Consider the following 22,736-nt stretch of genomic DNA (forward strand, 5'->3'; position numbering starts at 1 on the left):
ACGGTGCGCTCCATCAAGTCCTAGAGTCCCTTCCCCAAGAGCCGCGTCCGGCAGGCAGCAGCCGGACGCGGCTCTTGGGGAAGGGACTCTAGGACTTGATGGAGCGCACCGTCGTCCGTTGTGCCGATGGGCACGTGTTCAGCACCGCTTCGTTCCCGATGCAGCAGGCCGAGCGCCTCGGCCCCGGCCGGCTCGTCCGGTGTCCCCGCTGTGCCCGGCTCCGCAGTGTGGTGCCGGTGCAGTTGGAGAAGCATTAGCGGAGCGGGAAGCGGGAGTGGAGCAGCACCCGCACCAGTAACAGCAGTATCAGTCCTGGCGCGCGGACGGCGCGATTGTGGTCGTTCCGCGCGCCTTGCGTATCCTCGGGGCGTGCTTCTCTCAGACAAGGACATCCGGGCCGAGATCGACGCCGGGCGGGTACGGATCGATCCCTACGACCAGACCATGGTGCAGCCGTCCAGCATCGACGTACGGCTGGACCGGTACTTCCGGGTGTTCGAGAACCACCGGTACCCGCACATCGACCCCTCCGTCGAGCAGGCGGACCTCACGCGGCTCGTCGAGCCCGAGGGCGATGAGCCGTTCATCCTGCATCCCGGGGAGTTCGTGCTCGCCTCTACTTACGAGGTCATCAGCCTTCCCGACGACCTTGCCTCCCGGTTGGAGGGGAAGTCCTCCCTCGGCCGGCTCGGGCTCGTCACCCACTCCACCGCCGGGTTCATCGACCCGGGGTTCAGCGGGCACGTCACCCTTGAGCTGTCCAACCTCGCCACGCTCCCCATCAAGCTCTGGCCCGGCATGAAGATCGGCCAGCTGTGCATGTTCCGGCTCAGCTCGCCCGCCGAGTTCCCGTACGGCAGCGAGCGATACGGCTCCCGGTACCAGGGGCAGCGCGGGCCCACCGCCTCCCGGTCCTTCCAGAACTTCCATCGGACCCAGGTGTGAGCGAAGGGGTGGGCGAAGGGATGAGTGACATGTCCGTGCGGGAGAATCTGACCTACGAGCGGTTCGGCGTCGCCGTCCGCGAGCTGGCTCAGACCATCGCCGACGACGGGTACGAGCCGGACATCGTGCTCAGCATCGCCCGGGGCGGAGTCTTCGTCGCCGGCGGGCTCGCCTACGCGCTCGACTGCAAGAACCTTCACCTGGTGAATGTGGAGTTCTATACGGGCGTGGGGACCACGCTGGAGATGCCCGTCATGCTCGCCCCCGTCCCCAACGCGATCGACTTCACCGACAAGAAGGTGCTGATCGCCGACGACGTCTGAGTGACATGTCCGTGCGGGAGAATCTGACCTACGAGCGGTTCGGCGTCGCCGTCCGCGAGCTGGCTCAGACCATCGCCGACGACGGGTACGAGCCGGACATCGTGCTCAGCATCGCCCGGGGCGGAGTCTTCGTCGCCGGCGGGCTCGCCTACGCGCTCGACTGCAAGAACCTTCACCTGGTGAATGTGGAGTTCTATACGGGCGTGGGGACCACGCTGGAGATGCCCGTCATGCTCGCCCCCGTCCCCAACGCGATCGACTTCACCGACAAGAAGGTGCTGATCGCCGACGACGTCGCCGACACGGGCAAGACACTGAAGCTCGTCCACGACTTCTGCCTCGACCATGTCGCCGAGGTCCGCTCCGCCGTGATCTATGAGAAGTCCCACTCCCTCGTGAAGTGCGAGTACGTGTGGAAGCGGACGGATGAGTGGATCAACTTCCCGTGGAGTGTTCTGCCTCCAGTGGGTAGGTCGGGCGAAGCGGCCAGGGAGAACAGGGAAGCGCTCTGATCTGCGCCTCAGGACTGGAGCTCCGGGCCATCTGTGGTGGCCCGGTCTCGGAACAGACGCAGTACTTCCGCGAGGTTGAGCGGACCGCAGGACGCCGGGAAGACGTCGTCGGCCACGACTTCTGCCTCGACCATGTCGCCGAGGTCCGCTCCGCCGTGATCTATGAGAAGTCCCACTCCCTCGTGAAGTGCGAGTACGTGTGGAAGCGGACGGATGAGTGGATCAACTTCCCGTGGAGTGTTCTGCCTCCAGTGGGTAGGTCGGGCGAAGCGGCCAGGGAGAACAGGGAAGCGCTCTGATCTGCGCCTCAGGACTGGAGCTCCGGGCCATCTGTGGTGGCCCGGTCTCGGAACAGACGCAGTACTTCCGCGAGGTTGAGCGGACCGCAGGACGCCGGGAAGACGTCGTCGGACACCTTCGCCATCACGCAGTTCCCCGCTTGTGTCCGACATAGCGATAGAGGCACGTAACGGGCGCACCACTCAGCCGCCGCGAGCAGTGCCCCGCGTGACGCGGCGGACCGATGTCAGGCCAGTCGGTGCAGGAGGGAGTCGCGCTGATCCTGCTCGACCTCGGCGAGCGTCAAGTCGGGGTCGCGCTGATGAGCAAGAGCGACCTCGGCCGGCGTCGGCTGCTCTTCCTTGAGCGGCCAGGCCTCGGGGCGCCAGATCTTCGACCGGACGAACGCCTTGGCGCAGTGGACGTACACCTCGTCGGCCCGCACGACCAGCGCAGTTTTCGGCGGCTTGCCGACCGGGGTCAGCCGCGCCAGCAGCTCTTCATCGGCCGTGATCCAGGCTGCGCCGTTGACACGAAGCGTCGTGTCCCGGCCAGGGATGACGAAGTTGAGCCCGGCGTGGCCGTTGGCCAGGATGTTGCGATAGCTGTCCAGCCGGTTGTTCCCCGTCGCGTCCGGAATCACTACATGACGCTCGTCGAGGACGGTGACGAAACCGGGGGTGCCGCCACGAGGGGCCACGTCGCAGCGGCCATGGGCATCACTGGTGGCGACGAACACCACGGGCGAGACCGCGATGAGGCGGCGCGACATCTCGTCGATGTGGTCGAGTTCCTTGCGTACCGCCCGCTCTCCGGGGTCCGCGTACAACTCTCGGAGTTGCGCCTCACTGGTCAGAGCTCGGGGTATCCGGGTGTCATCCACTCTGGGGAGCATAGCCCTGTGGGTCGAAGACACGGGGAGCGTTCCCGCGCGGGCGGTGGAGTCTCCATTGCCTCCACTGCCTCCATAGCCTCCATTAGAGCCAAGCCCAGATTGGGAGAAAGGGCCCCGGCATGTGTGCCGGGGCCCTTTGCGTTGCTGTGGGCTCAGAACGTGCCCGGTGTCTCTAGAACGTGCCCAGCTTCACGATCGACAGCAGTGCGATCAGCTGGATCGCGCTCGCGCCCAGGGCCTTCGGCCACGGCAGGTCGTGGGACTTCGAGACCATCAGGGTGAGCAGGGCGCCGCCCGCCACCCACGTCGCCCAGCCGAGCGCCTGGACGAAGGTCGCGTCGCCGCCCGCGAACATGGCGAAGATCAGGCGGGGGGCGTCCGTGAGGGACATGATCAGCATCGAGAGGCCGACGGTGGGCTGCCAGGCGCCGTCGCCGCCGAGCTGGCGGGCCAGGGTGTTGGTGACCACGCCCAGGACGAAGGACGACAGGACCATCGCGACGGCCGTCACGAGGACGATCGGGACCGCGTTGGAGAGGGTCGCGTTGATCGCGTCCTCACGGGCGGTGTCGAAGCCGAAGACGGCCAGGAGACCGTAGAGGAACGTCACGATCAGGGCCGGGCCCCACATCGTGTAGTCCCGCATCTGCAGGAAGGTCTGGCCGGGGGAGAGGACGATCCCTCGCAGCAGGGGCTTCCAGTGCAGGCGGGGGCCGATCGGGGCGGCCGGGGCGGAGCCCGCCCGGTAGGTCCCGCCCTGGTTGTAGGGGTCCTCGCCGACCGAGAACGCCTGGGTGTGGCCCGGGTGGTTCGCCGCGTACGGGTCCGGGGCGCCGCCCTGGCCCTGGGGGTAGCCGCCGTCGCCGAAGTACTCCGGCTCGCCGTGGCCGCCGTAACCGCCTTGGCCGCCGCCCCCGTTGGCCTGCGGCCAGCCGCCCGCGCCGCCGCCCGAGCCGCCGTACGGCTGTTGGGGCGGCGGGGGATAGCCGTACGCCGGTCCCTGGGGCGCCTGCTGCCCGTACGGAGGTTGTTGGGGGCGCGTCTGCGGGGTGCCGTTGTTCCGGCTGCCCCGTCCGATCCTGAATCCAGCCACGTCTTCGAACGTACCTGGTCCCGGAGAATCGCGTGCCGGGCCCCGGCATCCGGGCCCGGCTTTGCGGCCGACCTGTGACATCCCCTAGGGGGCGCCGCGGTCCCGTTCTCCGTGGTCCGTCAGGGTTCGGCCGTACGGGCGAGGCCTTGACCCGTACGGCCGTGGGGAGGTCCGCCGGTGGGTCAGCGCAGCATGACCTGGCCCAGCCGCAGATAGCCGGACGGCAGGCCCAGCGAGCCCGGGCCGAAGCTGATCGCCTTGCTGGTGGTCACGCCCGACGCCGCGCCGCGCAGGCTGTAGAGCGCGCCCGCCGGGTGGTTCTCGCCGTCCGCGCCGACGGACAGGTCGGCCCTGCCGTCGCCGGTGAGGTCGGACAGGCGTACCGACGCGCCGAAGCGGTCGGCGGACTCGGCGGTGCCGGGGACGCCGGCGGTGTTCTGGGTGAAGGACTGGGCGCCGGTCGCGGTCAGGCCGGCGGCCGAGCCGCGCAGCACCGTGACGCTGCCGGCGATCTTGGCGGCGCCGATGGTCTCGTGGATCGTGCCCACGGCCAGGTCCGCATAGCCGTCGCGGTTGATGTCGGCGATGGACAGGGCGTTGCCGAACCAGTCGCCTTCCTCGTCCGAGCCCGGGACGCCGGGGGTGTCCTGGGTGATCGTGGCCTGCGGCTGGGTGGGCACGCCGCTCGCGCTGCCGAGGTAGGCCCTGATGACGCCGCCGAGGCTGGTCACGCCGTCGTCGCCGAACGTCGACGCGACGACGTCGGCGTAGCCGTCGCCGTTGAGGTCGCCGACCGCGGCGAGCTCGTAGGCGCCGTTCTTGAGGAACGCCTGGCGGGTGAGGCCCGAGGCGGAGCCGAGGTAGACGAAGGTGCCGTTGTCGTAGGTCTCCGCCTGGGTGCCGCTGACGACCAGGTCGGCGGTGCCGTCGCCGTTCACGTCACCGGCGGCGAGGCTCTGGGAGCCGTAGATGGCGCCGGTGTACAGGTCGGTGGCGAGCTTGTAGCGGGACGCGGCGCCGGAGGCCTTGAGGAAGCCGCCCTTGTGGATCCAGATGTCGCTGCCGGTGCTGCCGACGGCGAGGTCGGCCTTGCCGTCCCCGCTGAAGTCGCCGACGGTCAGGGACATGCCGTACTCGTCGTGGTCCGCGGGGGCGGCGTCGGGGACAACCTGGCCGCCGGACAGGCCGCTCTTGCCACCCCAGACGATCACGACGGAGCCGGCGTCGGCGTTCTCGCCCGTGGCGGCGACCACGAGGTCGGCGTACCCGTCCCGGTTCAGGTCGCCGGAGGCCAGGGCTTGGCCGAACTCGTCGTCCTGCTCGGCGGTGCCGGGGATGCCGGCCGTGTTCTGGGTGATGACGGTGCGGCGGGCGGCGCTGATGCCGTTCGCGGAGCCGTAGTTGACGACGACCGCGCCCGCGTCGGTCTTGCCGCCGACCGGGGTGTACGGGGCGGCGGTGGCGAGGTCGCGGTAGCCGTCGCCGTTGAAGTCGTCGGCGTACTTGGCCGGGGCCGCGGCGGCCGGGGCCGCGGTGAGCAGCGGGGCGGCCGTCAGGGTGGCGGCGACGGTGGCCGTGGCGAGGGTCAGGGAGTGGAGGCGGGTGCGGTTTCGGTGGTGCCGGAGCATGTGGGGTTCCTCTTGCGGTGGTGTGGGTGGGGTGGGCGGAGAGTGGGGGGTGCCCGCACACCCGCGCGGGTGTGCGGGCCGGCGGGTCAGCCCGCCAGGACGTCGCCGAAGTACGTGAGGCCCGACGGTCCGCCCACCGTCGTGCTGCCGAAGGACTTCGCGCCGGTGGCGGTGATGCCCGAGGAGCTGCCGCGCAGGGTCCAGGCGGAGCCCCCGCCGTCGTTCTCGCCGCGGGCGCCGGAGATCAGCTCGGCGCGGCCGTCCTTGCTCACGTCGGTGAGCAGCACGGAGTGGCCGAAGTAGTCGTACGACTCGGCGGTGCCCGGCACGCCGCTGGTGTCCTGCGAGAACGCCTTGGAACCGGTGCCGGTCAGGCCGGAGGCGGAGCCCCGCAGGATCACGACCGAACCGGCGTCGGTCTTCCCGCCCAGGTCCTCGTTGGCGACACCGACCGCGATGTCGGCGTAGCCGTCGCCGTTGGTGTCACCGGCGTCCAGGCTCCAGCCGAAGGCGTCGTTCCGCTCGGACGCGCCCGGCACACCGGCGGTGTCCTGGGTGAAGCGGGCGGGGGTGCGGGTGCTGAGGCCGCCCGAGGCGCCGTACGTCACGGTCACCGCGCCGCCGGAGCCGCCGTTCGGCTCGTCGGTCGCCTTCTCCATGAAGTTGCCGGTGACGATGTCGCCGTAGCCGTCCTTGTTCACGTCCGCGATGACCGCGGCGTAGCCGCCCGCGACCTTGCTGCCGGGCGTGAGGCCGGCCGCCGAACCCTTGTAGAGGACGCTGCGGGTGCGGTAGCCGTCGGTGATCTCCTCCTGGCCCATGACCAGCAGGTCCGACGTGCCGTCGCCGGTGACGTCGCCCGAGACGATCTGGTCGGTGTTGATGCCGGTCTGCTCGTAGGTGTCGATGCCGACGAGCTCCGTGGCCTTGCCGGTACGGGAGATGGGGCCCTTGAAAACGTTCAGCTCCGGGTAGGCGATGTTCGCCGCCGCGAGGTCGGTGTCGCCGTCGCCGTCGAAGTCGCCGGTCGCCACGGACCAGCCCAGCTCGTTGCGGTTCTCGGGGAGCGGGGAGGAGATGTCGGTGCCGGACTTGATCCCGGTCGCGCCGCCCCACAGCACCGTCAGGACGCCGGAGTCGTCGGTCGAGCCGATCTGCTCGGCGTGCACGCCGACGATGATGTCGGTGTAGCCGTCGCCGTCCAGGTCACCGGTGGTGGCTCGGTCGCCGAAGTAGTCGCCGCTCTCCGGGACGCCCGGGATCCCGGCGGTGTCCTGGCTGATGACCTGCCGGTTGCCGGTGTTGAGGCCGCTCGCGCTGCCGTAGACGACGGCGACATAGCCGGCGTTGTTCTTGCCGGCGACCTTGGCGAGGGGCGCGGTGATCACGGCGTCGCGGTAGCCGTCGCCGTTGATGTCGCCGGCCAGTCCCGAGGGGGCGGCGGAGGCCGTGGTGGCCGGCAGGGCGGTCAGCAGGCCCGTGGTGAGCGTGGCCGCGAGCAGGAGAGTGCGCTTGCGCAAGGTGAAGTCCCTTTCTGAATAAAGGAGTTCAGGCGTTCAGAGGTTCAGGGGTTCAGGAGTTGAGGGCCGTGCCGTAGCCGGGGGCGCCCGCCGTGGAGACGCCCGTCGTTCCCGGACCGAAGCTCGTCGCCCCGCCGGTCGTCACGCCGCTCGGCGCACCCCGCAGGGACCACACCGCACCGTCGCCGTTCTCGCCGGTCGCGGACACGGTGAGTTCGGCGCGGCGGTCGCCGGAGTGGTCGGCGAGCAGGACGCGGGCGCCGAAGCGGTCGTTCGGCTCGGAGGCGCCGGGCACGCCCGCGGTGTTCTGCGTGAAGGACTGGACGCCGGTCGTCCGCAGGCCGGACGCCGAGCCGTACAGCACGGTCACCGAGCCGGCCCCGGAGTTCTCGCCGGGCGCGCCGACGGCCAGGTCGGCGTAGCCGTCGCCGTTGACGTCACCGAGGGAGACCCCGGTGCCGAAGCGGTCGCCGGACTCGGACGCGCCGGGGACGCCGGCCGTGTCCTGGGTCAGGACCAGGGGCGTACGGGAGGAGTCCAGGCCCGCCGGGCCGCCGTAGACGACCGTGACCTTGCCGCCCTTGGCGCCGGCCGGGTCGGCGGACGGCTCGCGCTCGTTGCCGATCGCGATGTCCGCGTAGCCGTCCTTGTCGATGTCGCCGATCGCGGAGACGTAGCCGGCGGGCAACTCCTGCATCCAGTCGGTGTAGTTGCCGATGCGCGGCTCGGTCACCAGGTGGGTGATCGCCTCGCCCGTGCCCGCCTTGCGTCCGTGCACGACCAGGTTGGTGTCCCATGCGGCCGTGACCGGTCCGACGGCCAGGGACGTGATGCCGTACGTCTGCGCGTACGGGTCGGGGAAGCCGGAGCCGGAACCGCCCTGGAAGGAACTGGTCCTGGTGAAGGGGCCGTTGACGAAGCAGAGCGTGATCGGCCCGTTGGAGCCGATCACGATGTCCAGGTCGCCGTCGGCCTCGACGTCGCCCGCCGCCAGCGACTGGCCGTAGCGGTCCACGTCCGTGCTGAACGGGTTCGGCACCGAACGCGCCCCGGACAGGCCGGACTTGGCGCCCCAGATGACGACGGCCGAGCCGTCGTTGGTGTCCCCGTTGACGTCCTCGCCGGGCGCGCCGATCAGCAGGTCCGCGTACCCGTCGGTGTTGAGGTCGGCGGAGGCGACCGCGGTCCCGAAGGCGTCGTCGGCCTCGGCGGTGCCGGGGACGCCGGCCGTGTTCTGGGTGATGAGGGTGCGCGTGGCGGTCTTCAGCCCGCCGGTGCTGCCGTAGACGACGGAGACGGCGCCCGCCTTGGCCTTGCCGGACACCGTGGCACCGGGCGCGCCGATCGCGAGGTCGATACGTCCGTCGCCGTTGAAGTCGTACGGCCTGGCGGGCGTGGCGGCGTGGGCGGCCGGTGCGGAGAGGGTGAGCGCGAGGGGGGTCAGGGCCGCCGCGACGAGGGCGGCGGACATGCGCTTCCCCAGGAATGTGCGCTTCCCCGGAAAGTGGTACGTCACTGGGCGATCACCGAGCCGAAGTTGTTGCCGACCTTGAGGACGGTCGCGGTCAGGCCCTGGGCGCCGGACGTGGTCAGGCCGGCGGACGAGCCGCGCAGGGTCCAGACGCCGCCCGCGCCGTTCTCGCCGTCGACGCCGATGGTGAGATCGGCCTTGCCGTCCTTGGTGATGTCCGTCAGGTCGACCGCGGAGCCGAAGCGGTCCCAGGACTCGGCGGTACCGGGCACGCCGGCGGTGTTCTGCGTGTACGACTTCGAGCCCGAGGTCTTCAGACCGGAGGCCGAGCCGAACAGCACGGTCACCGAACCCGCCTCCGTCGCCGCGCCGACGTCCTCGCCCGGGGCGGCGACGGCGACGTCGGCGAACCCGTCGCCGTTGATGTCGCCGGTGCTCACATACATGCCGAAACCGTCGTCGGTCTCCCCGGAGCCGGGCACGTTCGTGCTGTCCTGGTGGACGACCGTCGGCTGCTGTGCGGGATCGGGGCCGTTCGGGCCGCCGTACCAGACGGTGATCTGGCCGCCCTTGTGGCCGCCGGGCTTGTCGGCGTTCGGGTCCGAGGAGTCGCCGAGGACGAGGTCGCCGTAGCCGTCGCCGTTGATGTCGGCGATGGAACCGCCGAGGCCGTCCGCGTTCGGCAGCGCGGTGAACTTGTAGCCCCCGCCGGTCCAGCGGTAGTAGCGGATGTCGCCGCCGGAGTCGCCGTCCACGCCGAACGGGTACACGCGCTCGGCCGCGCCGTCGCCGGTCAGGTCGCCCGCGATCACGTCGTAGGTGGAGCCGAGTTCGCCGACGCCGTAGTGGCTGAGCGGGCCGCCGGTGCGGGTGAACGGGCCCAGGTACATGCGGGTGTGGCTCTGCCCGGTGAGCGTGACGTCCATGTCGCCGTCGCCGTCGAAGTCACCGGTCGCGGCGCCGTGTGAGAAGCCACCCCACTCGGAGAGCGTGGACGGCTGCGGCAGACCCTTGCCGCCGGACAGGCCGGACTTGGAGCCCCACAGGACGGTGCCGGAGCCGATGCCGTCGCGGTCCCCGATGCTCTCGCCGGAGGAGCCGACGACGAGGTCGGAGTAGCCGTCGCGGTCGAGGTCGGCGGCGGCGAGGGAGGACCCGAAGACGTCGCCGGCCTCGGCGGTGCCGGGCACGCCCGGGGAGTTCTGCGTGATCACGGCCTTGCGGGTCGCGGACACACCGGACGACGAGCCGTACAGCACGACGACGGCGCCCGCGCAGGACGCGGAGCCGACGTCCGTGCACAGGGCGCTCACGGCGACATCGCGGTAGCCGTCGCCGTTGAAGTCACCGGCCAGACCGGAGGGGGCCGCCGAGGCGCTCGTCGCCGGGAGCGCGGTGAGCAGGCCGGTGGTGAGGGTGGCGGCGAGGAGGAGGGGGCGCTTGCGCAAGGTGGGTGCTCCTGGGAGGAGGGGGCGCGTCCGATGCCCGGTGGGGGCGAGCCCGGGGTGCTCCGTGTGTCAGGAGGCCGGGCCCGTGAAAGGAAGGGCCCGGCCGGTCGGTCGTACGGTGGCTCAGTCGGCGAAGTTGGCGCCGAACCACGGCGTGCCCGTCGTCGAGACGCCGGACGTGCTCGGCGCGATCGAACGGGAGCCGGTGGTGGTGATCTTCGAGCCGTTGGACGGCAGGTAGGTGACCCCGCCGTTGCCGGCGTTCTCGGCGGAACCGGCGATCAGGTCGGCCTTGCCGTCGCCCGTGACGTCGTCGAGCTTCAGGTCGATGCCGAACATGTCGTCGTCCTCGTCGTTGCCGGGGACGCCAGCGGTGGACTGCGCGAACGACTGCGCGCCCGAGGCGGTGTTCAGACCGCTCGCACCGCCGTACAGGACCGTGACGGCGCCGGTGTTCGCGGCGCTGCCGATGTTCTCGCCGGCGACGCCGATGGCGAGGTCGAGGAAACCGTCGCCGTTGATGTCGCCGAGGTCGAGCTCGTAGCCGAACCAGTCGTTGGTCTCGGAGGCACCGGGGACGTTTCCGGTGTCCTGGGTGATGCCGGTGGCCGAGCCCGGGCCGTCCACCGTGCCGTACGTCACCCAGACCTTGCCGCCCTTGGCGGAGTTCGGGACGGTGGTGCCGTCCTCGGTGGTGGCGTTCCACTGGGCGCCGCTGACGATGTCGCCGAAGCCGTCGCCGTTGATGTCGCCGATCGCGGTGATCACGCCGGGCTTGAGGGTCCGGATGTTCCCGATGGCGAGGCCGCTGGAGGCGCCCGGGATGTAGGAGTTCTCGTTCCAGCCGTAGTCGGTCTGGTACTCGTAGCCGTCGACGACCAGGTCGGTGCGGTTGTCGCCGTTGACGTCACCGGCGCTCAGGTTCAGCGGGCCGCCCGCGTCCGTGCCCATGATCGGGGGCTTGATGGTGTAGCGGCCGCCCGGGATGCCGGAGGCGGCGAAGCCGCCCTTGAAGACATAGAGGGTGGTGTTGTTGCTGCCGACGGCCAGGTCGGCCTTGCCGTCGCCGTCGAAGTCGCCGGCGGCGAGGTTCTTGCCCCAGCGGTCGTGCGCGGTCGGGGCCGGGTCGGCGATCGTGACGCCCTCGCCGGTGATGCCGGAGGCCGAGCCCCACAGGATGGCCAGGCCACCGCCGTCGACGTCGCTGCCGACGTCCTCGCCCTGGGCGCCCACGGCGATGTCGTCGTAGCCGTCGTCGTTGAAGTCGGCGAAGGCGGTGTCGTAGCCGAAGCGGTCACCGGCCTCGGCGGTGCCGGGGGCGCCGGTGGTGTTCTGGCTGATCGTGTGGCGCTTGGCGGACGAGACGCCGGTCGCGGTGCCGTACAGGACGACGAGCTGACCGGCTTCCTTCTTGCCGCTCACATAGGCGCCGTCGGCGGAGAAGGCCACGTCGCCGATGCCGTCGCCGTTGAAGTCGGCGCGCGGGACGCGCGTGGAGTCGGCGGCGGTCGCCGTCGAGGCGGCGAAGGTGAGCAGACCGCCGGTCAGCGCGGCCGCGGTGGCCGTCGCGAGGGCGAGTCGCAGGTGGTGCTTTTGCATGCGGGTTCTCCTGCTGCATGCGGGGATGCCTGGCGGGGCATCCGCAGTTGGTGGGGTGCGACCGTGGGTGTTCTCCGGGCGTTGTCCTCGGGTTCACCATGCGGTCGGCGATCAGGAGACCTGCGATGGGGCGGAAGGGTTGTACGTGAGTTCGGTAATTCTTTGAGGCGGCCGTGGCTATCCGGCATTGATGGCGACTTCGGCGTTTACGTCCCCCGCACCGAAGCCGCCACCGCCTGCCGGGGAGCGGGTCGGCGCTAGCTTCCGCGGCCGGTCGTGGAGCCGAAGCCCAGCCAGGTGTGCCGGTTGCCCCACCAGCACCAGCCGACCTTCGGCGCGTTACGTCGCTCGCGGCCGTCACGCCCCGTGCCGTTGCTGATCCAGATCGCCGGGGTACGGGCGTCCAGGGTGCCGTTGGCCTTGCGCAGCCGGGAGCCGATCGTCATGAAGCAGCGGTTGCGCTCCAGGGCGGCCGGCTGCTGGAGCACCCAGTGGATGCCTTCGCTGAGCACGAGCGGCGTCCGGCCCTCCTTGGTGAGCGCGGGCAGCGCTTCCTCCGGGCTCCAGTTGGCCATGTGGTCGCCGCGGTCGAGGCCGGTGACGAGATAGAGGGGCGCGTCGGGCAGTTCGACGGACTCGGGGGCGAAGTCGTCGACGTCGGGCATGTCGACGACGACGAAGCCGGGCTTGTCGTCACGGCGCAGCAGCGGCGCCAGGGCGGAGGCGGGGGCGCGGTTCGGGTGGACGGCGAGCAGAGCACCACCGTCACCGCTCCCGGCCGCCCTCTCGGCGAAGGCGCGTATCTCATCGGTGGGCATCCCCGCGAGCTCGTGCACCCCGAGCGCGATCAGGCGGTCCGCCTGGGCGGTGAGCGGGGGAAGAGGGGGCAGGGCGGCGTTCGAGGCCGTGTCAGTCAAGGGACTCCTCGGAATTCAGGTGAGGGCGGTTGGCCTGGGGGCCAACGAGGTGTGCGTGCGGAACGTTCCCGACCGCTTGGACGCGTCAGTTCCGATTCGCAGGCGTTTCGTGTGGGTTCCGTGACCCTGACGCGGTCTCTTTGCCCTGCCGTGGCATGATCGGGCCCATTCGGCCACCGGCTGCAGTTTGCCGGTGCGACCGCGAAGCGCGAACGGGGAGAATCTGCGTGGGGGACCACTTCAAAACCGATATTGATCAGCTTGCCGCCTTCACCAAGGACCTCAACGGCGCCAACGAATCCCTTGAGCAGGTGCGAACCGCGCTGCAGCATGTGCGGTCCGACCAGATCGGGACGTCCGAGCTGGACGAGGCGTGCGACGAGTTCCAGGAGCGCTGGAAGTACGGCAACGAGCAGATCAAGGAGCGCATCGGGAAGCTCACCGAGGGACTCCAGAAGAACACGGACAACTACCGCGAAGTGGAGACCTCCCTGGAGGAGAGCTTCAAGCGCGCCGCGGCCGCGGGGAAGTGATCGGGATGGCCCAGAATCCGTACGTCCACCTCGGCTGGAACCCCGTGCCGGGCGAGCCCGGCGAGGTCGAGAAGCTCCGCACCCAGCTCGTCAACTCGGCGAGCGCGCTGCAGACGGCGTATCAGAAGATCGACAAGCTGCTCGGTGAGTCCAGCTTCTGGGAGGGCGACGCCGCCGTGGGCTTCCGCGAGGCCCTCGACGGCGACCTGCCGAAGTACATGAAGGACGCGCACACCTCGCTGACCAAGGCCGCCGGTCACCTCGGTGCCTGGCACGGCGGGCTGACCGGCCGCAGGGGGCTGGCGCACAGGTACGACGTCGAGGCCGCCGACCACCAGGGCGACCTGAAGACCGCCAACTCCCGGCACGACACGGCCAAGCAGGACCCGGACCTGAAGCTCGCGGGGCAGACCTTCCAGGAGGGCCCCGAACTGGAGTCCGCCCAGGCCCGCCTGAACGCCGCGCAGAACCGGCTGAACGACGCCGTCACCGCCGTCAACAACGCGCAGGGCGCGCTGGACGACGTGATGCGCAAGGCGCGGGAGCTGGAGGGGACGCACGAGGCGGAGGCACGGGACCTCGCGAAGAAGCTGAAGGACGCCACGAACGATCTGGCGCCGGAGGAGCCGGGCTGGCTGAGCAAGGCGCTCAGCTGGATCGGGGACAACCTCACCAACATTCTGAGTGTGCTGGCGGCTGTGGCGGGGTTGCTGGCGCTGCTGTGCACGGGGCCGTTCGGCATCGCGATGCTGCTTGCCGCCGGTGCGCTGAGCCTGGCGACGATGGGTTCCCGTCTCGCCGATCCCAAGGTGCGGGCCTCGCTCGCGGACGGGTTCACCAAGGGCGAGTTCGACGCGGACTTCTGGGAGAACTCGGTGGGGCTCGTCGGTGACGCCCTGGGCGCGGTGCCGGGAGTGGGCGCCGTGAGCCGCGGCCTCAACGGCGCGGTCAAGTCGACGAAGTTCGCGTCCGAAGCCGTAAGCGCCGGGCAGTTCCTCGGCCGGTTCGCCGACGACACCGTCAAGGCCGCCGGCCGGATCGCGACCGCGGGTTCCTACAACCCTGTCGGAGACTTGGTGGCGCACGCGGCGGGCGGCAGCCAGGCAGTCCGGGTGGGCATGGACTACGTCTCACCGGTCGCGGGTGTCGTCACGGCCGGCTACGGGCTGGCCGCCGAGAACATCGACGCCCTGAAGAGCGACGCCGGCAAGAACACCGCCACCGGGGTCGACGCGGCCCGCGCGGGTCTGTTCGACGGCCCCGGTGCCGCCGCGGTCATCGGCAACGTCGCGAGGGTGCTGCGATGACACAGGAAGCCGCCGAGCAGCCGCCGCTGCGTCTCGTCATCGACGACTCGGCCAGAGACCCCAGCTCGAAGATCTGGTACGCGCTGCCGGCCGGGTACCTCAACGTCCCCATCGACGCCCTCGACCCCGAACCGGGCTCGGAGCAGGAGACGTACCTTGAGCAGGCCATGGAGCTGGTCCTCGGACTGGCCCCCGAGGACCAGCGCGACCGGTACACGGGCGCCCTGCGCGACGTCCGGTTCATGGCCGCCCGGATGCGGAGCGAGGGCGTCATCGCCTGCTCGCTCGGCATGCACATCGCGGACAACGGCTCCTCCGCCATGTCCGTGTTCACGGTGGCGCTCAAGGACATCGACTGGGCTCCGGCCAAGATCACGGCGGTGCGCGCGGTCTCGCTGCGCGAAAGCGCCGAGAACGTCGAGCTGTTGACGCTGCCGGGCGGTCGTCCGGCGTCGATCTCCGACACCCTGGTCACCACGCCCGACCTGGAGGGCGTACCCGGCCAGGACCTCTACCAGTGCACCCTCTACATCCCGGCCCCCTCGGGCACGCAGCTGGGCGTCCTGACGCTGAGCAGCACGGCCGCCGGCTCCCGGGAGCACTACCGCGACATGATGGCGGGCATCGCGCACACGGTGTCCTTCCACGATCCGATGCCGGAGATCGAGCGCGCCGCGCGCGGCGAAGGGCCCGACGGCCCGGGCGGCGTCGCGAACGACATCGCCTCCGACTTCGGATGACCCGGGATGTGCAGATGACCACGAACCTGAACAAGCACGGCTTTGACGGGCCGTCGGCATGGGACACGCCCGGCACCCGCCCCGCGTTCCTCCGCCGGACGGCATGGCATCTGGCCGAGTCGCTCGTCTTTGTGGCGCTGTGGTGGGGAGCCCTGTACGTCACGCTGCTCCTGCCCGTGGCGGCAGTGGCTCCCATGACGCTGGTTCTGCTCGCGATCATGTACTTCACGGTCCGGGCCCTCGGACGGCTCGCCAAGGGGTGGCGGATGCGGCGCATCCTCGCCGTCTACCCCTGGCGTCAGCAGTCCGGTGCCGTCCGGGTCACCAAGGGGAAGGCCGTTTTCGTGCTGCCCGACCCCGACCGTCCGGAAACGACGGTCTCGCTGAAGCTGGCCGCCGGGCTGTTCCGGACCTGGAGTCACGAGGCCCTCAAGGACTACGACGAGGAACTCTGGTACGCGGGTGACCCCCGGTTCGCGTGTGTGGTGGCCAAGCCCGGCCTACGCGGCCTGGCCTGCCTTTCTCAGCCCACCGCCTACAACTTCCGCACCTCCCCGCGCCGCAAGGGTCTCAGCCCCGAAGCCCGCCGCCGCGCCCGCGCCATAGGCGCACGCGTCGCCGACTGACTACCGCGCCAAAAACTCCGAGCTGGAGAACGTCACCGACGGCTCCACCGCCACCAGCCCCTTCTTCGTCCCCGGGTACACCGCCACCGTGTCCTTCGTCTCGCCTACGTACGTGCGCACCACCAGGTCCGCCCGGCCGTCCCCGTCGAAGTCGCCGGTCGACACGACACGCGTGGTGCCCTGTGCGGGCGGCTGTACGGTCACCATCCCCGCCGTCGCGAGTCCCGCCGTACGGCCGTGGAAGATCCGCAACTGGGAGCCGCTGGAGAGGAGTTCGCTCAGGCCGTCGCCGTCGAAGTCGGCCGCGTCGAGCGTGGAGCCGGGGGACTGGAGAGTTCCGCGGCCGGCCGCTGCGGTGAGGTCGTAGCGCAGGGACGTTCCGCCCATCGTGCCGATCGCCGCGTCCAGGGCCGCCCGGCCCTTGCCGAACGTGCCGAGGGCCACGTCGATGCCGGCGGGGAGGGCGGCTCCGGTGCGGGTCGGACCGGCCGGGCCGCCGAGGACGACCGCCGAAGTGCCCTTGCCCTCCGCCGTACGGACCACCAGGTCGTCGTATCCGTCGCCGTTGACGTCGGCGGCCGGGCCCGTGGGGACGTTGCCGGGCGACTGGATGGGTGCGCCCGCCGTGCGCGGGGTGCCCTTGCGGCTGAACGGGCCGTGCAGGAAGCTCAGTTGGCCGCCGGACGCGTGCACGATCAGGTCCTGCGCGTCGTCGCCGTCGAAGTCGCCGCACACCGGCTGGTCGGGCCAGTCGTTGCCGACGCGGGCGCCGTCCGGGATCGCGAGCTTGACGGCGTTGCCGGTGAGGCCCTGCGGGGAGCCGAAGAGGAGCTGGAGCGGTACCGGGGGCTGTCCCTGGCCGTCGTAGGGCGGGTCGGTGGACACGACCAGGTCCGTGAAGCCGTCGCCGTCCAGGTCGCAGGTCGCCTCCGCGTCGAAGACGGCCGGGCGCTGGCCCTTGGTGGGGGCCGCCTGCCGCTCGGGGCTGAGCAACTGCCGTGCGCCCGGAGTGAGTCCGCGCTCGCTGCCGTAGACGACGCCGATGCCCGCGTCGTCCGCGTGGGCCTGCGCCTTGACCAGGTCGTTGAGGACGAGGTCGCGGTGGCCGTCGCCGTTGAAGTCGTCGGCCGTCTTGCTGCCCTCGCCCTGCGGTACGGGGAGCAGGGCGGGGGCGTCGGCCACCTGGACGGGGGTGTGGCGGGCCGGCTCCGCGTCGTCGTGCGGGGTCGGGCCGCAGGCCGTGACCGCGAGGGCGAGGACGCCGAGGATTCCGAGGGAGCCGGTCAAAGCCGCCGTACTCTTCCCGCTCCCGCTCTCTCTTCCTCTCCCACTCCCGCTTCTTCGCGCGCGCACCGCTCACCTCGTCAGCATCAAGGGCAACCAAGGGCAACCAAAGGCAACAACTGAGCAATGATGCACTTGTTCGAGAGGGGGTGACAGGCCTGTGCACGGACTGTGCGGGGAGGCCGGGGACATCGGCCGGGATTGGCCACGCGAGAACCCTCCCATTTGGTTTCAATCGATACCGTATCGAATGGCCGAACGGCGGTAATCTGGCCGCATGGCCGCCGATGATCCGTCCGGAACCACCACCTCTCTTCCGACCGGAACCACTGCCCCGCGAGCGACCGACCGCCCCGGTGACGGGTCGCCCTTCGCGCTGGGCCTGCTGCTGCGCCGGGCGCACTGGCGGGCGCAGACGGTGATGACGGAGGCGCTGCGGCCGCTCGGCATCGAGCTGCGGCACTTCTCGGTGCTGATCGTGCTGGTCAACAGCGGACCCACGGTGCAGCGCGACCTCGCGGCGGCGACGGGGACGGACAAGGCGGGCGTCATGCGGGTCGTGGACGACCTGGAGCGCAAGGGGCTGGCCGTACGCAAGGCCGTGCCGGGGGACCGGCGGGTGAAGGCGGTGGAGATCACGCCGCAGGGCGTCGAGTTGTTCGACGCGGCGCATGGGGCGGCGAAGCCGTCGGCCGAGCGCCTGGTCGCCGAGCTGGGGGCCGGTGAGACGGAGCAACTGATGGATCTGCTGACGCGGTTCGCGCATCCGGGAGGGGATGAGGGCTCCGGCTGAGCTCCGGCTGAGTGCCGGCTGACCTCGGGCGACGGGACGGGGATCGAGGACGCCGTGTGACGTCCGGGGGTCTGGCGTCACACGGCGTCCGGCTCGGCGGCGCGCGAGCCGTCACGCGGCTTCCCGCTCGGGGGGCCGTCGGACGGTCACGCCGCGAGGCGCTCCGCCAGCTCCTTGGCCTTGACGGCGGCGTCCTCGAACGCCCGCTGGCGCGAGGCCTCGTAGAGCGGGACCAGCTCGGACATCGCCGGGTTGCGCGGGGCCATCGTGAGCTCCGGGACGATGAAGTCGAGGTCCAGGCCGAGGGTGTCCCGGAGTACGGCCTGAAGGTAGTTCCGCACGAACTCGAAGCCCTCGCGCGGCGTGCCCGGCGCGTACGAGCCGCCGCGGCTGGCGACGACGATGACCGGGGTGCCCTTGGCCGAGGGGTTCGCGCCGGCGGTGCGGCCGAGCAGAAGGACGTTGTCCAGCCAGGCCTTGAGGGTCGACGGGATCGAGAAGTTGTGCATGGGGGCGCCGATCAGGACGGCGTCGGCCTGCTCCAGCTCCGCCATGAGCCGCTCGCGCCCGGCGAACGCCGCGGACTGCTCCGGCGTGCGCTCGGACGGTGCGACGTAGCCGGCGGTCCAGGCGGCGGCGGTGATGTGCGGGACGGGGTCGGCGGCGAGGTCGCGGTGGACCACCGTGCCCTGCGGGTGCTGCTCCTCCCAGGCCTGGCGGAAGGCGGCCGCGACCGAACGGGACGAGGACGCCTCGCCGGGGAGCACGGACGAGTCGATGTGCAGCAGCGTGGCCATGGGCTTTCTCCAAGGGCTGGTGTCTTGTAATCGCCCATAGTTTAACTCGCGATCGTCTCGAATGATACCGTCACAGTCGCAACGAAGAGGAGCGCGCCGAGCGAACGGAGCGCGAGCGCGCTGTGCGAACGGGAGGCAGTCGACCTTGGACGTCTACGAAGCGGTCACGAGCCGACGGGCGGTACGCGAGTTCACCGACCGGCACGTTCCGAGGGAGGTGCTGGAGCGTGCCGTCGCCGCCGCGGCCTGGGCGCCGTCCGCCTCGAACCTCCAGCCGTGGCATGCCTACGTGGTGACCGGAAGGCCGCTGGCCGAGCTGAAGAAGTGTGCCGGCGAGCGCCTGGCCTCCTCGGACCCCTGGGACGAGCCCGAGTACGAGCAGTACCCGCCCGACCTGAAGTCCCCTTATCGCGAGCGCCGGTCCGCCTTCGGCGAGCAGCGCTACGGCGCGCTGGGCATCGCGCGCGAGGACCTGGAGGCGCGCCAGCGGGCCGCCTCCGCGAACTGGGACTGCTTCGGGGCGCCCGCCGCGCTGTTCTGCTACATCGACCGCGACATGGGGCCCGCCCAGTGGTCCGACGTCGGCATGTATCTGCAGACCGTCATGTTGCTGCTGCGCGCCGAGGGGCTGCACAGCTGCGCGCAGATGGCGTGGGCGAAGTACCACAGGTCCGTCGCGCAGGTGCTGTCACCGCCGGACGGGCTGATCCTCTTCTGCGGCATGTCGATCGGGTTCGCGGACGCCGCCGGTGTGGGTGCCGCCCGCACCGGGCGGGCTCCGCTGGAGGAGACGGTGACGTTCGTCGACGGTTGCGGGGCGTCGGCCGGAGCGATGAATTCCTGACGACGACTGCGTGCAGGTCAGGTGTTGATCGGGGGCGTGACGAATGGATCTCCGCTGGTCGGCGGGGTTTCGCGGGTCATCGCCGGGGCGGTGACCCGACGTGATCGCAGGACTCCCAGTGCAACCACCCACAAACTCCGCGAGTCACCTGTGGTTGTCGTATCCACCTGTTTCTCACGGAGGTTGTGCCATGCTCGCTCGCCCCGCCCGCCGCAAGGCCTTAGCCGCCACCTCGACCCTGACCCTGGCCCTCGGTACGGCCCTGACCGCCTCGATCGCCCTGCCCGGCGTGGCCGGTGCCGCGGCGCCGTCGGCCAGGGTGGAGCAAGGTGCCGGCGGCAGGTCGATCGCCTACATAGCGGCCGAGGGCCAGACCAACAAGCTGAGCGTCACCGCGACGAAGGGCGAAGGCCTGGAGCGGATCACCTACGTCCTCGACGACGTGGTCCCGATCGAGATCGCCCCGACGGCAACGGAGTGCGGCTACCCGGACAGCGCGGACCGCACCAAGGTCTCGTGCACGGGGACCACCCTGGAAACCCAGGACCCGTACGCCCTGCTGTTCCTGAACCTGGAAGACGGCAACGACACCGTCACCTATGACAACGCCACCGACCAGACCTACTACCACGCCTCGATCGACCTGGGGACAGGTAAGGACAAGTACACCCACACCGGCAGTGTCGACGGAAACTCGATCCATGGCGGAACGGGCGACGACACCATCACGCTGGGCGTCGCGGGGGTGGCGCTAGCCGAGGACGGCAACGACACGGTCCACGCCGCCGAGGGGTCCATCGTGTTCGGTCATGGCGGCGTCGACACGATCTACGCCGACGGCGACGAGACCAGCGTGGACGGCGGCGTGGGCAACGACGTCATCCACGGCGGTGCGGGCCGGCAGCACCTGACCGGCGGAGACGGCGACGACACCGTGCGCGGTGGCACCGGGAGCGACTTCCTGTACGGCAGCCCGGGCAACGACATCCTGTACGGCAACAGTGGCGACGACACGATCTACGGCAACAGCGGCAACGACAAGCTGTACGGCGGCCCGGGCCGCGACACCCTGTCGGGCGGACCGGGCACGGACGTCGAGCGCCAGGACTGACACCTCCCTCATCCCTCGTCTCTCCCGACGGGGTCCCGCTCCGGTACCCCCGCGATGTAACGGCTGCTACATTCCAAAGTGTGACTGAGATGCAGAACGGCGAGGGCGACCACGCGCGTGCCGAAACGCGCTGGATCGTCCTCGTCGTCAGGGTTCCGGCCGAGCCTTCCCGGCACCGGGTGGCCGTCTGGCGTGAGCTGCGCAAGACCGGTGCGCTCTCGCTCGGGCAGGGCGTGTGGGCCGTACCGGACGTGCCGTTGTTCGCCGACGGGATCGGCCGGGTGCTGGAGCTGACCGAGCGCGCCGGGGGCGAGGCGGTGTCGCTGGCGGCCACGGGGCGCGGCGCGCAGGACGGGCAGCGGCTGCGGGCCATGTTCACGGCCGCGCGCTCCGCGGACTGGGCCGAGTTCATCGCCGACTGCGGCAAGTTCGAGGCGGAACTGGCCAAGGAGATCCGCATCGCCAAGTTCACGCTCGCCGAACTGGAAGAAGAGGAGCAGTCGCTGGAGCGGCTGCGCCGCTGGCACCGGGACCTGACGGCACGGGACGTGTTCGGCGCCCCCGAGGCCGCCGAGGCCACCGAGCGGCTCAAGGTCTGCGTGGCGGCCTGCGAGGACTACGCCGAGCGCGTCTTCGCCGCACTGCATCAGGTGCCGGAGCAGCGTCTGCCCGAAGAGGGCCGGCGCGAGCCCGGGGAGGAGAGCGGCCGATGACCACGACACCGCCCCGGCAGGCCGCCCCCGCGGCCCGGATGTGGCCCCTGTACGCCGCCGGCTTCACCACCGCCTTCGGCGCGCACGGCATCGCCGCCAACCTCGGCGGCCACTCCGACGACGCGGTGACCTCCCTGCTCGTGCTCGGTGGGCTGCTCGCCCTGTACGACGGCGCCGAGGTGCTGCTCAAGCCGGTCTTCGGCACCCTCGCCGACCGGATCGGCGCCCGGCCCGTGCTGCTCGGCGGGCTGGTCGCGTTCGCGCTCGCCTCCGCCGCCTACGTCGTCGCCGACAGCCCCGCCTGGCTCTGGGCCGCCCGGCTCGGCCAGGGCGCCGCGGCCTCGGCGTTCTCGCCGTCCGCGTCCGCGCTGGTCGCCCGGCTGAACCCGGCTGCGGGGCACGGGCGGGCGTTCGGCAGTTACGGCTTCTACAAGTCCATCGGCTACACCCTCGGCCCGCTGCTCGGCGGTGTCCTGGTGTGGGCCGGCGGTCTGCGGCTGCTGTTCATCGTGCTGGCGGTGCTCGGCGTCGCGGTCGCACTGTGGGCCGCCGTCGCCGTACCGCATCTGCCGCCGCTTCCCAGGCAGCGGCAGACGGTCCTGGACCTGGCCCGGCGGCTGGCCGACCCGGCCTTCCTCCGTCCCACGGCAGCCCTGGCCGCCGCGACCGCCGCCCTCTCCGTCGGCGTCGGCTTCCTGCCGGTCTCCGGCGCCGTCGCCGGGCTCGGCACGGTCGCGACCGGCGCCGCGGTCTCGGTGCTGGCGGCCTGCGCGGCCGTCGTACAGCCGAAGGCCGGGCGGGCCCTGGACGACGGCCGCCTCACCCTCCGCACCGGCCTCACCGCCGGACTGCTGACCACGGCGGCGGGGCTCGCCTGCGCGATGCTCCCCGGGCCGGCCGGCATCCTCCTCGCCGCGGCCCTGATCGGCGTCGGCACCGGTCTGATCACCCCGCTCGGCTTCGCCGCCCTGGCCGCCTCCACTCCCACCGAGCGGCTCGGCCAGACCATGGGCTCCGCCGAGCTCGGCCGGGAGCTGGGCGACGCGGGCGGGCCGCTGCTGGTCGCGGGCGTCGCCGCCGCGGCCACCCTCACCTACGGTTACGCCGCTCTCGCCCTGCTCATCGCCATCGGCCCCGCCCTCGCCCTCGCCGCCCGACGCCGCGCGACACCCGGCGCCGTACCGGAGCAGCGCGGCGAGCAAGAGATCTTCTGAATTTCGATCTTCTGAATTTAGATAATCACCGTTGACGCGTATTCCCCCGAATGCCAGATGTCCGGTCCCGTGTGGTGCTCGTTAGGTGAATGTGACGTGGCGGGAAAAACTTGCATCCGAGGACAGTTCTATGGGCCCGTTCCG

23 protein-coding genes and 2 pseudogenes are annotated in these 22,736 nt (G+C 71.0%); 13 read left to right on the forward strand and 12 right to left on the reverse strand.

Annotated features, from left to right (window positions below; genetic code table 11):
- Nucleotides 1–369 precede the first annotated feature (369 nt).
- From dcd to EAO75_RS10195, 3 genes and pseudogenes are all read left to right on the forward strand, one after another.
- Nucleotides 370–945 (forward strand): dCTP deaminase, encoded by a 576-nt coding sequence (gene dcd, locus EAO75_RS10185; protein WP_147994749.1) that lies wholly within the window; start codon nucleotides 370–372, stop codon nucleotides 943–945.
- Nucleotides 946–965: 20 nt separating this feature from the next.
- Nucleotides 966–1,265: pseudogene (locus EAO75_RS10190) on the forward strand (phosphoribosyltransferase); the annotation flags it as partial.
- A gap of 8 nt (nucleotides 1,266–1,273) precedes the next feature.
- Nucleotides 1,274–1,780 (forward strand): phosphoribosyltransferase, encoded by a 507-nt coding sequence (locus EAO75_RS10195; RefSeq protein ID WP_147994750.1) that lies wholly within the window; start codon nucleotides 1,274–1,276, stop codon nucleotides 1,778–1,780.
- A gap of 8 nt (nucleotides 1,781–1,788) precedes the next feature.
- Here EAO75_RS10195 and EAO75_RS46520 read toward each other — a convergent pair whose 3' ends face one another.
- On the reverse strand, nucleotides 1,789–1,914 hold the full coding sequence (locus tag EAO75_RS46520; protein WP_222723936.1) for an immunity 53 family protein: 126 nt from the start codon (nucleotides 1,912–1,914) through the stop codon (nucleotides 1,789–1,791).
- Here EAO75_RS46520 and EAO75_RS47175 point away from each other — a divergent pair.
- A pseudogene (locus tag EAO75_RS47175) lies at nucleotides 1,897–2,079 on the forward strand (phosphoribosyltransferase); the annotation flags it as partial. The gene EAO75_RS46520 and the pseudogene EAO75_RS47175 overlap by 18 nt on opposite strands.
- 8 nt (nucleotides 2,080–2,087) lie before the next feature.
- On the opposite strand, the gene EAO75_RS46525 reads toward EAO75_RS47175, so the two are convergent.
- The 9 genes from EAO75_RS46525 to EAO75_RS10240 all read right to left on the reverse strand — a co-directional run bounded on the left by EAO75_RS46525 (nucleotide 2,088) and on the right by EAO75_RS10240 (nucleotide 12,630).
- Nucleotides 2,088–2,204: an immunity 53 family protein gene (locus tag EAO75_RS46525; protein ID WP_222723937.1), complete on the reverse strand. Its 117-nt coding sequence runs from the start codon at nucleotides 2,202–2,204 to the stop codon at nucleotides 2,088–2,090.
- Between the two features lie 102 nt (nucleotides 2,205–2,306).
- Nucleotides 2,307–2,942: an MSMEG_1061 family FMN-dependent PPOX-type flavoprotein gene (locus tag EAO75_RS10205; protein WP_261989231.1), complete on the reverse strand. Its 636-nt coding sequence runs from the start codon at nucleotides 2,940–2,942 to the stop codon at nucleotides 2,307–2,309.
- Nucleotides 2,943–3,126: 184 nt separating this feature from the next.
- Complete coding sequence (locus EAO75_RS10210; protein ID WP_147994752.1) at nucleotides 3,127–4,128, reverse strand: Yip1 family protein; 1,002 nt, start codon at nucleotides 4,126–4,128, stop codon at nucleotides 3,127–3,129.
- Between the two features lie 101 nt (nucleotides 4,129–4,229).
- Complete coding sequence (locus tag EAO75_RS10215; RefSeq protein ID WP_147994753.1) at nucleotides 4,230–5,675, reverse strand: FG-GAP repeat domain-containing protein; 1,446 nt, start codon at nucleotides 5,673–5,675, stop codon at nucleotides 4,230–4,232.
- Nucleotides 5,676–5,761: 86 nt separating this feature from the next.
- A complete protein-coding gene (locus tag EAO75_RS10220; RefSeq protein WP_147994754.1) occupies nucleotides 5,762–7,195 on the reverse strand; it encodes an FG-GAP repeat protein in 1,434 nt (477 codons plus the stop codon).
- A 52-nt stretch (nucleotides 7,196–7,247) separates the two neighbouring features.
- Entirely contained in the window at nucleotides 7,248–8,666 is a 1,419-nt protein-coding gene (locus EAO75_RS10225; RefSeq protein ID WP_147994755.1) for an FG-GAP-like repeat-containing protein, read from the reverse strand.
- Between the two features lie 41 nt (nucleotides 8,667–8,707).
- Nucleotides 8,708–10,114: an FG-GAP-like repeat-containing protein gene (locus EAO75_RS10230; RefSeq protein WP_147994756.1), complete on the reverse strand. Its 1,407-nt coding sequence runs from the start codon at nucleotides 10,112–10,114 to the stop codon at nucleotides 8,708–8,710.
- 123 nt (nucleotides 10,115–10,237) lie between these two features.
- Entirely contained in the window at nucleotides 10,238–11,713 is a 1,476-nt protein-coding gene (locus tag EAO75_RS10235; RefSeq protein ID WP_147994757.1) for an FG-GAP and VCBS repeat-containing protein, read from the reverse strand.
- Between the two features lie 257 nt (nucleotides 11,714–11,970).
- Nucleotides 11,971–12,630 carry a DUF5701 family protein gene (locus tag EAO75_RS10240; RefSeq protein ID WP_147994758.1) on the reverse strand — a complete coding sequence of 220 codons (660 nt, stop codon included), beginning with the start codon at nucleotides 12,628–12,630 and terminating at the stop codon, nucleotides 11,971–11,973.
- Between the two features lie 227 nt (nucleotides 12,631–12,857).
- Here EAO75_RS10240 and EAO75_RS10245 point away from each other — a divergent pair, with 227 nt between their 5' ends.
- Genes EAO75_RS10245 through EAO75_RS10260 form a run of 4 tightly spaced genes read left to right on the forward strand, consistent with a single transcriptional unit; the run spans nucleotide 12,858 to nucleotide 15,836 of the window.
- Nucleotides 12,858–13,163, forward strand: coding sequence for a hypothetical protein (locus tag EAO75_RS10245; protein ID WP_147994759.1), 306 nt, complete (start codon nucleotides 12,858–12,860; stop codon nucleotides 13,161–13,163).
- 5 nt (nucleotides 13,164–13,168) lie between these two features.
- Complete coding sequence (locus tag EAO75_RS10250; protein WP_147994760.1) at nucleotides 13,169–14,470, forward strand: hypothetical protein; 1,302 nt, start codon at nucleotides 13,169–13,171, stop codon at nucleotides 14,468–14,470.
- The gene (locus tag EAO75_RS10255) at nucleotides 14,467–15,210 is read left to right on the forward strand and encodes a hypothetical protein (protein WP_147994761.1); all 744 of its coding nucleotides are present in this window, start codon (nucleotides 14,467–14,469) and stop codon (nucleotides 15,208–15,210) included. Before EAO75_RS10250 ends, EAO75_RS10255 begins: the two co-directional genes overlap by 4 nt.
- Before the next feature lie 14 nt (nucleotides 15,211–15,224).
- Nucleotides 15,225–15,836, forward strand: coding sequence for a hypothetical protein (locus EAO75_RS10260; protein WP_147994762.1), 612 nt, complete (start codon nucleotides 15,225–15,227; stop codon nucleotides 15,834–15,836).
- Here the strand turns inward: EAO75_RS10260 and EAO75_RS10265 are convergent, their stop codons facing one another.
- Nucleotides 15,837–17,123 (reverse strand): FG-GAP repeat domain-containing protein, encoded by a 1,287-nt coding sequence (locus tag EAO75_RS10265; protein ID WP_147994763.1) that lies wholly within the window; start codon nucleotides 17,121–17,123, stop codon nucleotides 15,837–15,839.
- 274 nt (nucleotides 17,124–17,397) lie between these two features.
- Between EAO75_RS10265 and EAO75_RS10270 the strand changes: the two genes are divergently transcribed.
- Nucleotides 17,398–17,913 (forward strand): MarR family winged helix-turn-helix transcriptional regulator, encoded by a 516-nt coding sequence (locus EAO75_RS10270; RefSeq protein WP_147994764.1) that lies wholly within the window; start codon nucleotides 17,398–17,400, stop codon nucleotides 17,911–17,913.
- A gap of 146 nt (nucleotides 17,914–18,059) precedes the next feature.
- On the opposite strand, the gene EAO75_RS10275 is transcribed toward EAO75_RS10270, so the two are convergent.
- Entirely contained in the window at nucleotides 18,060–18,710 is a 651-nt protein-coding gene (locus EAO75_RS10275) for an FMN-dependent NADH-azoreductase (RefSeq protein WP_147994765.1), read from the reverse strand.
- A 145-nt stretch (nucleotides 18,711–18,855) separates the two neighbouring features.
- On the opposite strand from EAO75_RS10275, the gene EAO75_RS10280 reads away from it, so the two are divergent.
- From EAO75_RS10280 to EAO75_RS10295, 4 genes are all read left to right on the forward strand, one after another.
- Nucleotides 18,856–19,554 carry a nitroreductase gene (locus EAO75_RS10280; RefSeq protein ID WP_147994766.1) on the forward strand — a complete coding sequence of 233 codons (699 nt, stop codon included), beginning with the start codon at nucleotides 18,856–18,858 and terminating at the stop codon, nucleotides 19,552–19,554.
- A gap of 190 nt (nucleotides 19,555–19,744) precedes the next feature.
- A complete protein-coding gene (locus tag EAO75_RS10285) occupies nucleotides 19,745–20,665 on the forward strand; it encodes a calcium-binding protein (RefSeq protein ID WP_147994767.1) in 921 nt (306 codons plus the stop codon).
- A gap of 89 nt (nucleotides 20,666–20,754) precedes the next feature.
- A complete protein-coding gene (locus EAO75_RS10290) occupies nucleotides 20,755–21,378 on the forward strand; it encodes a Chromate resistance protein ChrB (protein WP_147995224.1) in 624 nt (207 codons plus the stop codon).
- Nucleotides 21,375–22,592 (forward strand): MFS transporter, encoded by a 1,218-nt coding sequence (locus tag EAO75_RS10295; protein ID WP_410092223.1) that lies wholly within the window; start codon nucleotides 21,375–21,377, stop codon nucleotides 22,590–22,592. The genes EAO75_RS10290 and EAO75_RS10295 overlap by 4 nt, the downstream gene beginning before the upstream one ends.
- The last annotated feature ends 144 nt before the right edge of the window (nucleotides 22,593–22,736 follow it).

Source organism: Streptomyces sp. UW30, assembly GCF_008042075.1.
GTDB lineage: Bacteria > Actinomycetota > Actinomycetes > Streptomycetales > Streptomycetaceae > Streptomyces.

Coding starts and splice junctions, on each gene's coding strand:
- EAO75_RS10260 (WP_147994762.1), top strand. CDS start 15,225: ATGACCACGAACCTGAACAAGCACGGCTTTGACGGGCCGTCGGCATGG.
- EAO75_RS10270 (WP_147994764.1), top strand. CDS start 17,398: ATGGCCGCCGATGATCCGTCCGGAACCACCACCTCTCTTCCGACCGGA.
- EAO75_RS10210 (WP_147994752.1), bottom strand. CDS start 4,128: ATGTCACAGGTCGGCCGCAAAGCCGGGCCCGGATGCCGGGGCCCGGCA.
- EAO75_RS10235 (WP_147994757.1), bottom strand. CDS start 11,713: ATGCAAAAGCACCACCTGCGACTCGCCCTCGCGACGGCCACCGCGGCC.
- EAO75_RS46520 (WP_222723936.1), bottom strand. CDS start 1,914: ATGGTCGAGGCAGAAGTCGTGGCCGACGACGTCTTCCCGGCGTCCTGC.
- EAO75_RS10255 (WP_147994761.1), top strand. CDS start 14,467: ATGACACAGGAAGCCGCCGAGCAGCCGCCGCTGCGTCTCGTCATCGAC.
- EAO75_RS10290 (WP_147995224.1), top strand. CDS start 20,755: ATGCAGAACGGCGAGGGCGACCACGCGCGTGCCGAAACGCGCTGGATC.
- EAO75_RS10215 (WP_147994753.1), bottom strand. CDS start 5,675: ATGCTCCGGCACCACCGAAACCGCACCCGCCTCCACTCCCTGACCCTC.
- EAO75_RS10295 (WP_410092223.1), top strand. CDS start 21,375: ATGACCACGACACCGCCCCGGCAGGCCGCCCCCGCGGCCCGGATGTGG.
- EAO75_RS10275 (WP_147994765.1), bottom strand. CDS start 18,710: ATGGCCACGCTGCTGCACATCGACTCGTCCGTGCTCCCCGGCGAGGCG.
- EAO75_RS10225 (WP_147994755.1), bottom strand. CDS start 8,666: ATGTCCGCCGCCCTCGTCGCGGCGGCCCTGACCCCCCTCGCGCTCACC.
- EAO75_RS10195 (WP_147994750.1), top strand. CDS start 1,274: ATGTCCGTGCGGGAGAATCTGACCTACGAGCGGTTCGGCGTCGCCGTC.
- EAO75_RS46525 (WP_222723937.1), bottom strand. CDS start 2,204: ATGGCGAAGGTGTCCGACGACGTCTTCCCGGCGTCCTGCGGTCCGCTC.
- EAO75_RS10285 (WP_147994767.1), top strand. CDS start 19,745: ATGCTCGCTCGCCCCGCCCGCCGCAAGGCCTTAGCCGCCACCTCGACC.
- EAO75_RS10250 (WP_147994760.1), top strand. CDS start 13,169: ATGGCCCAGAATCCGTACGTCCACCTCGGCTGGAACCCCGTGCCGGGC.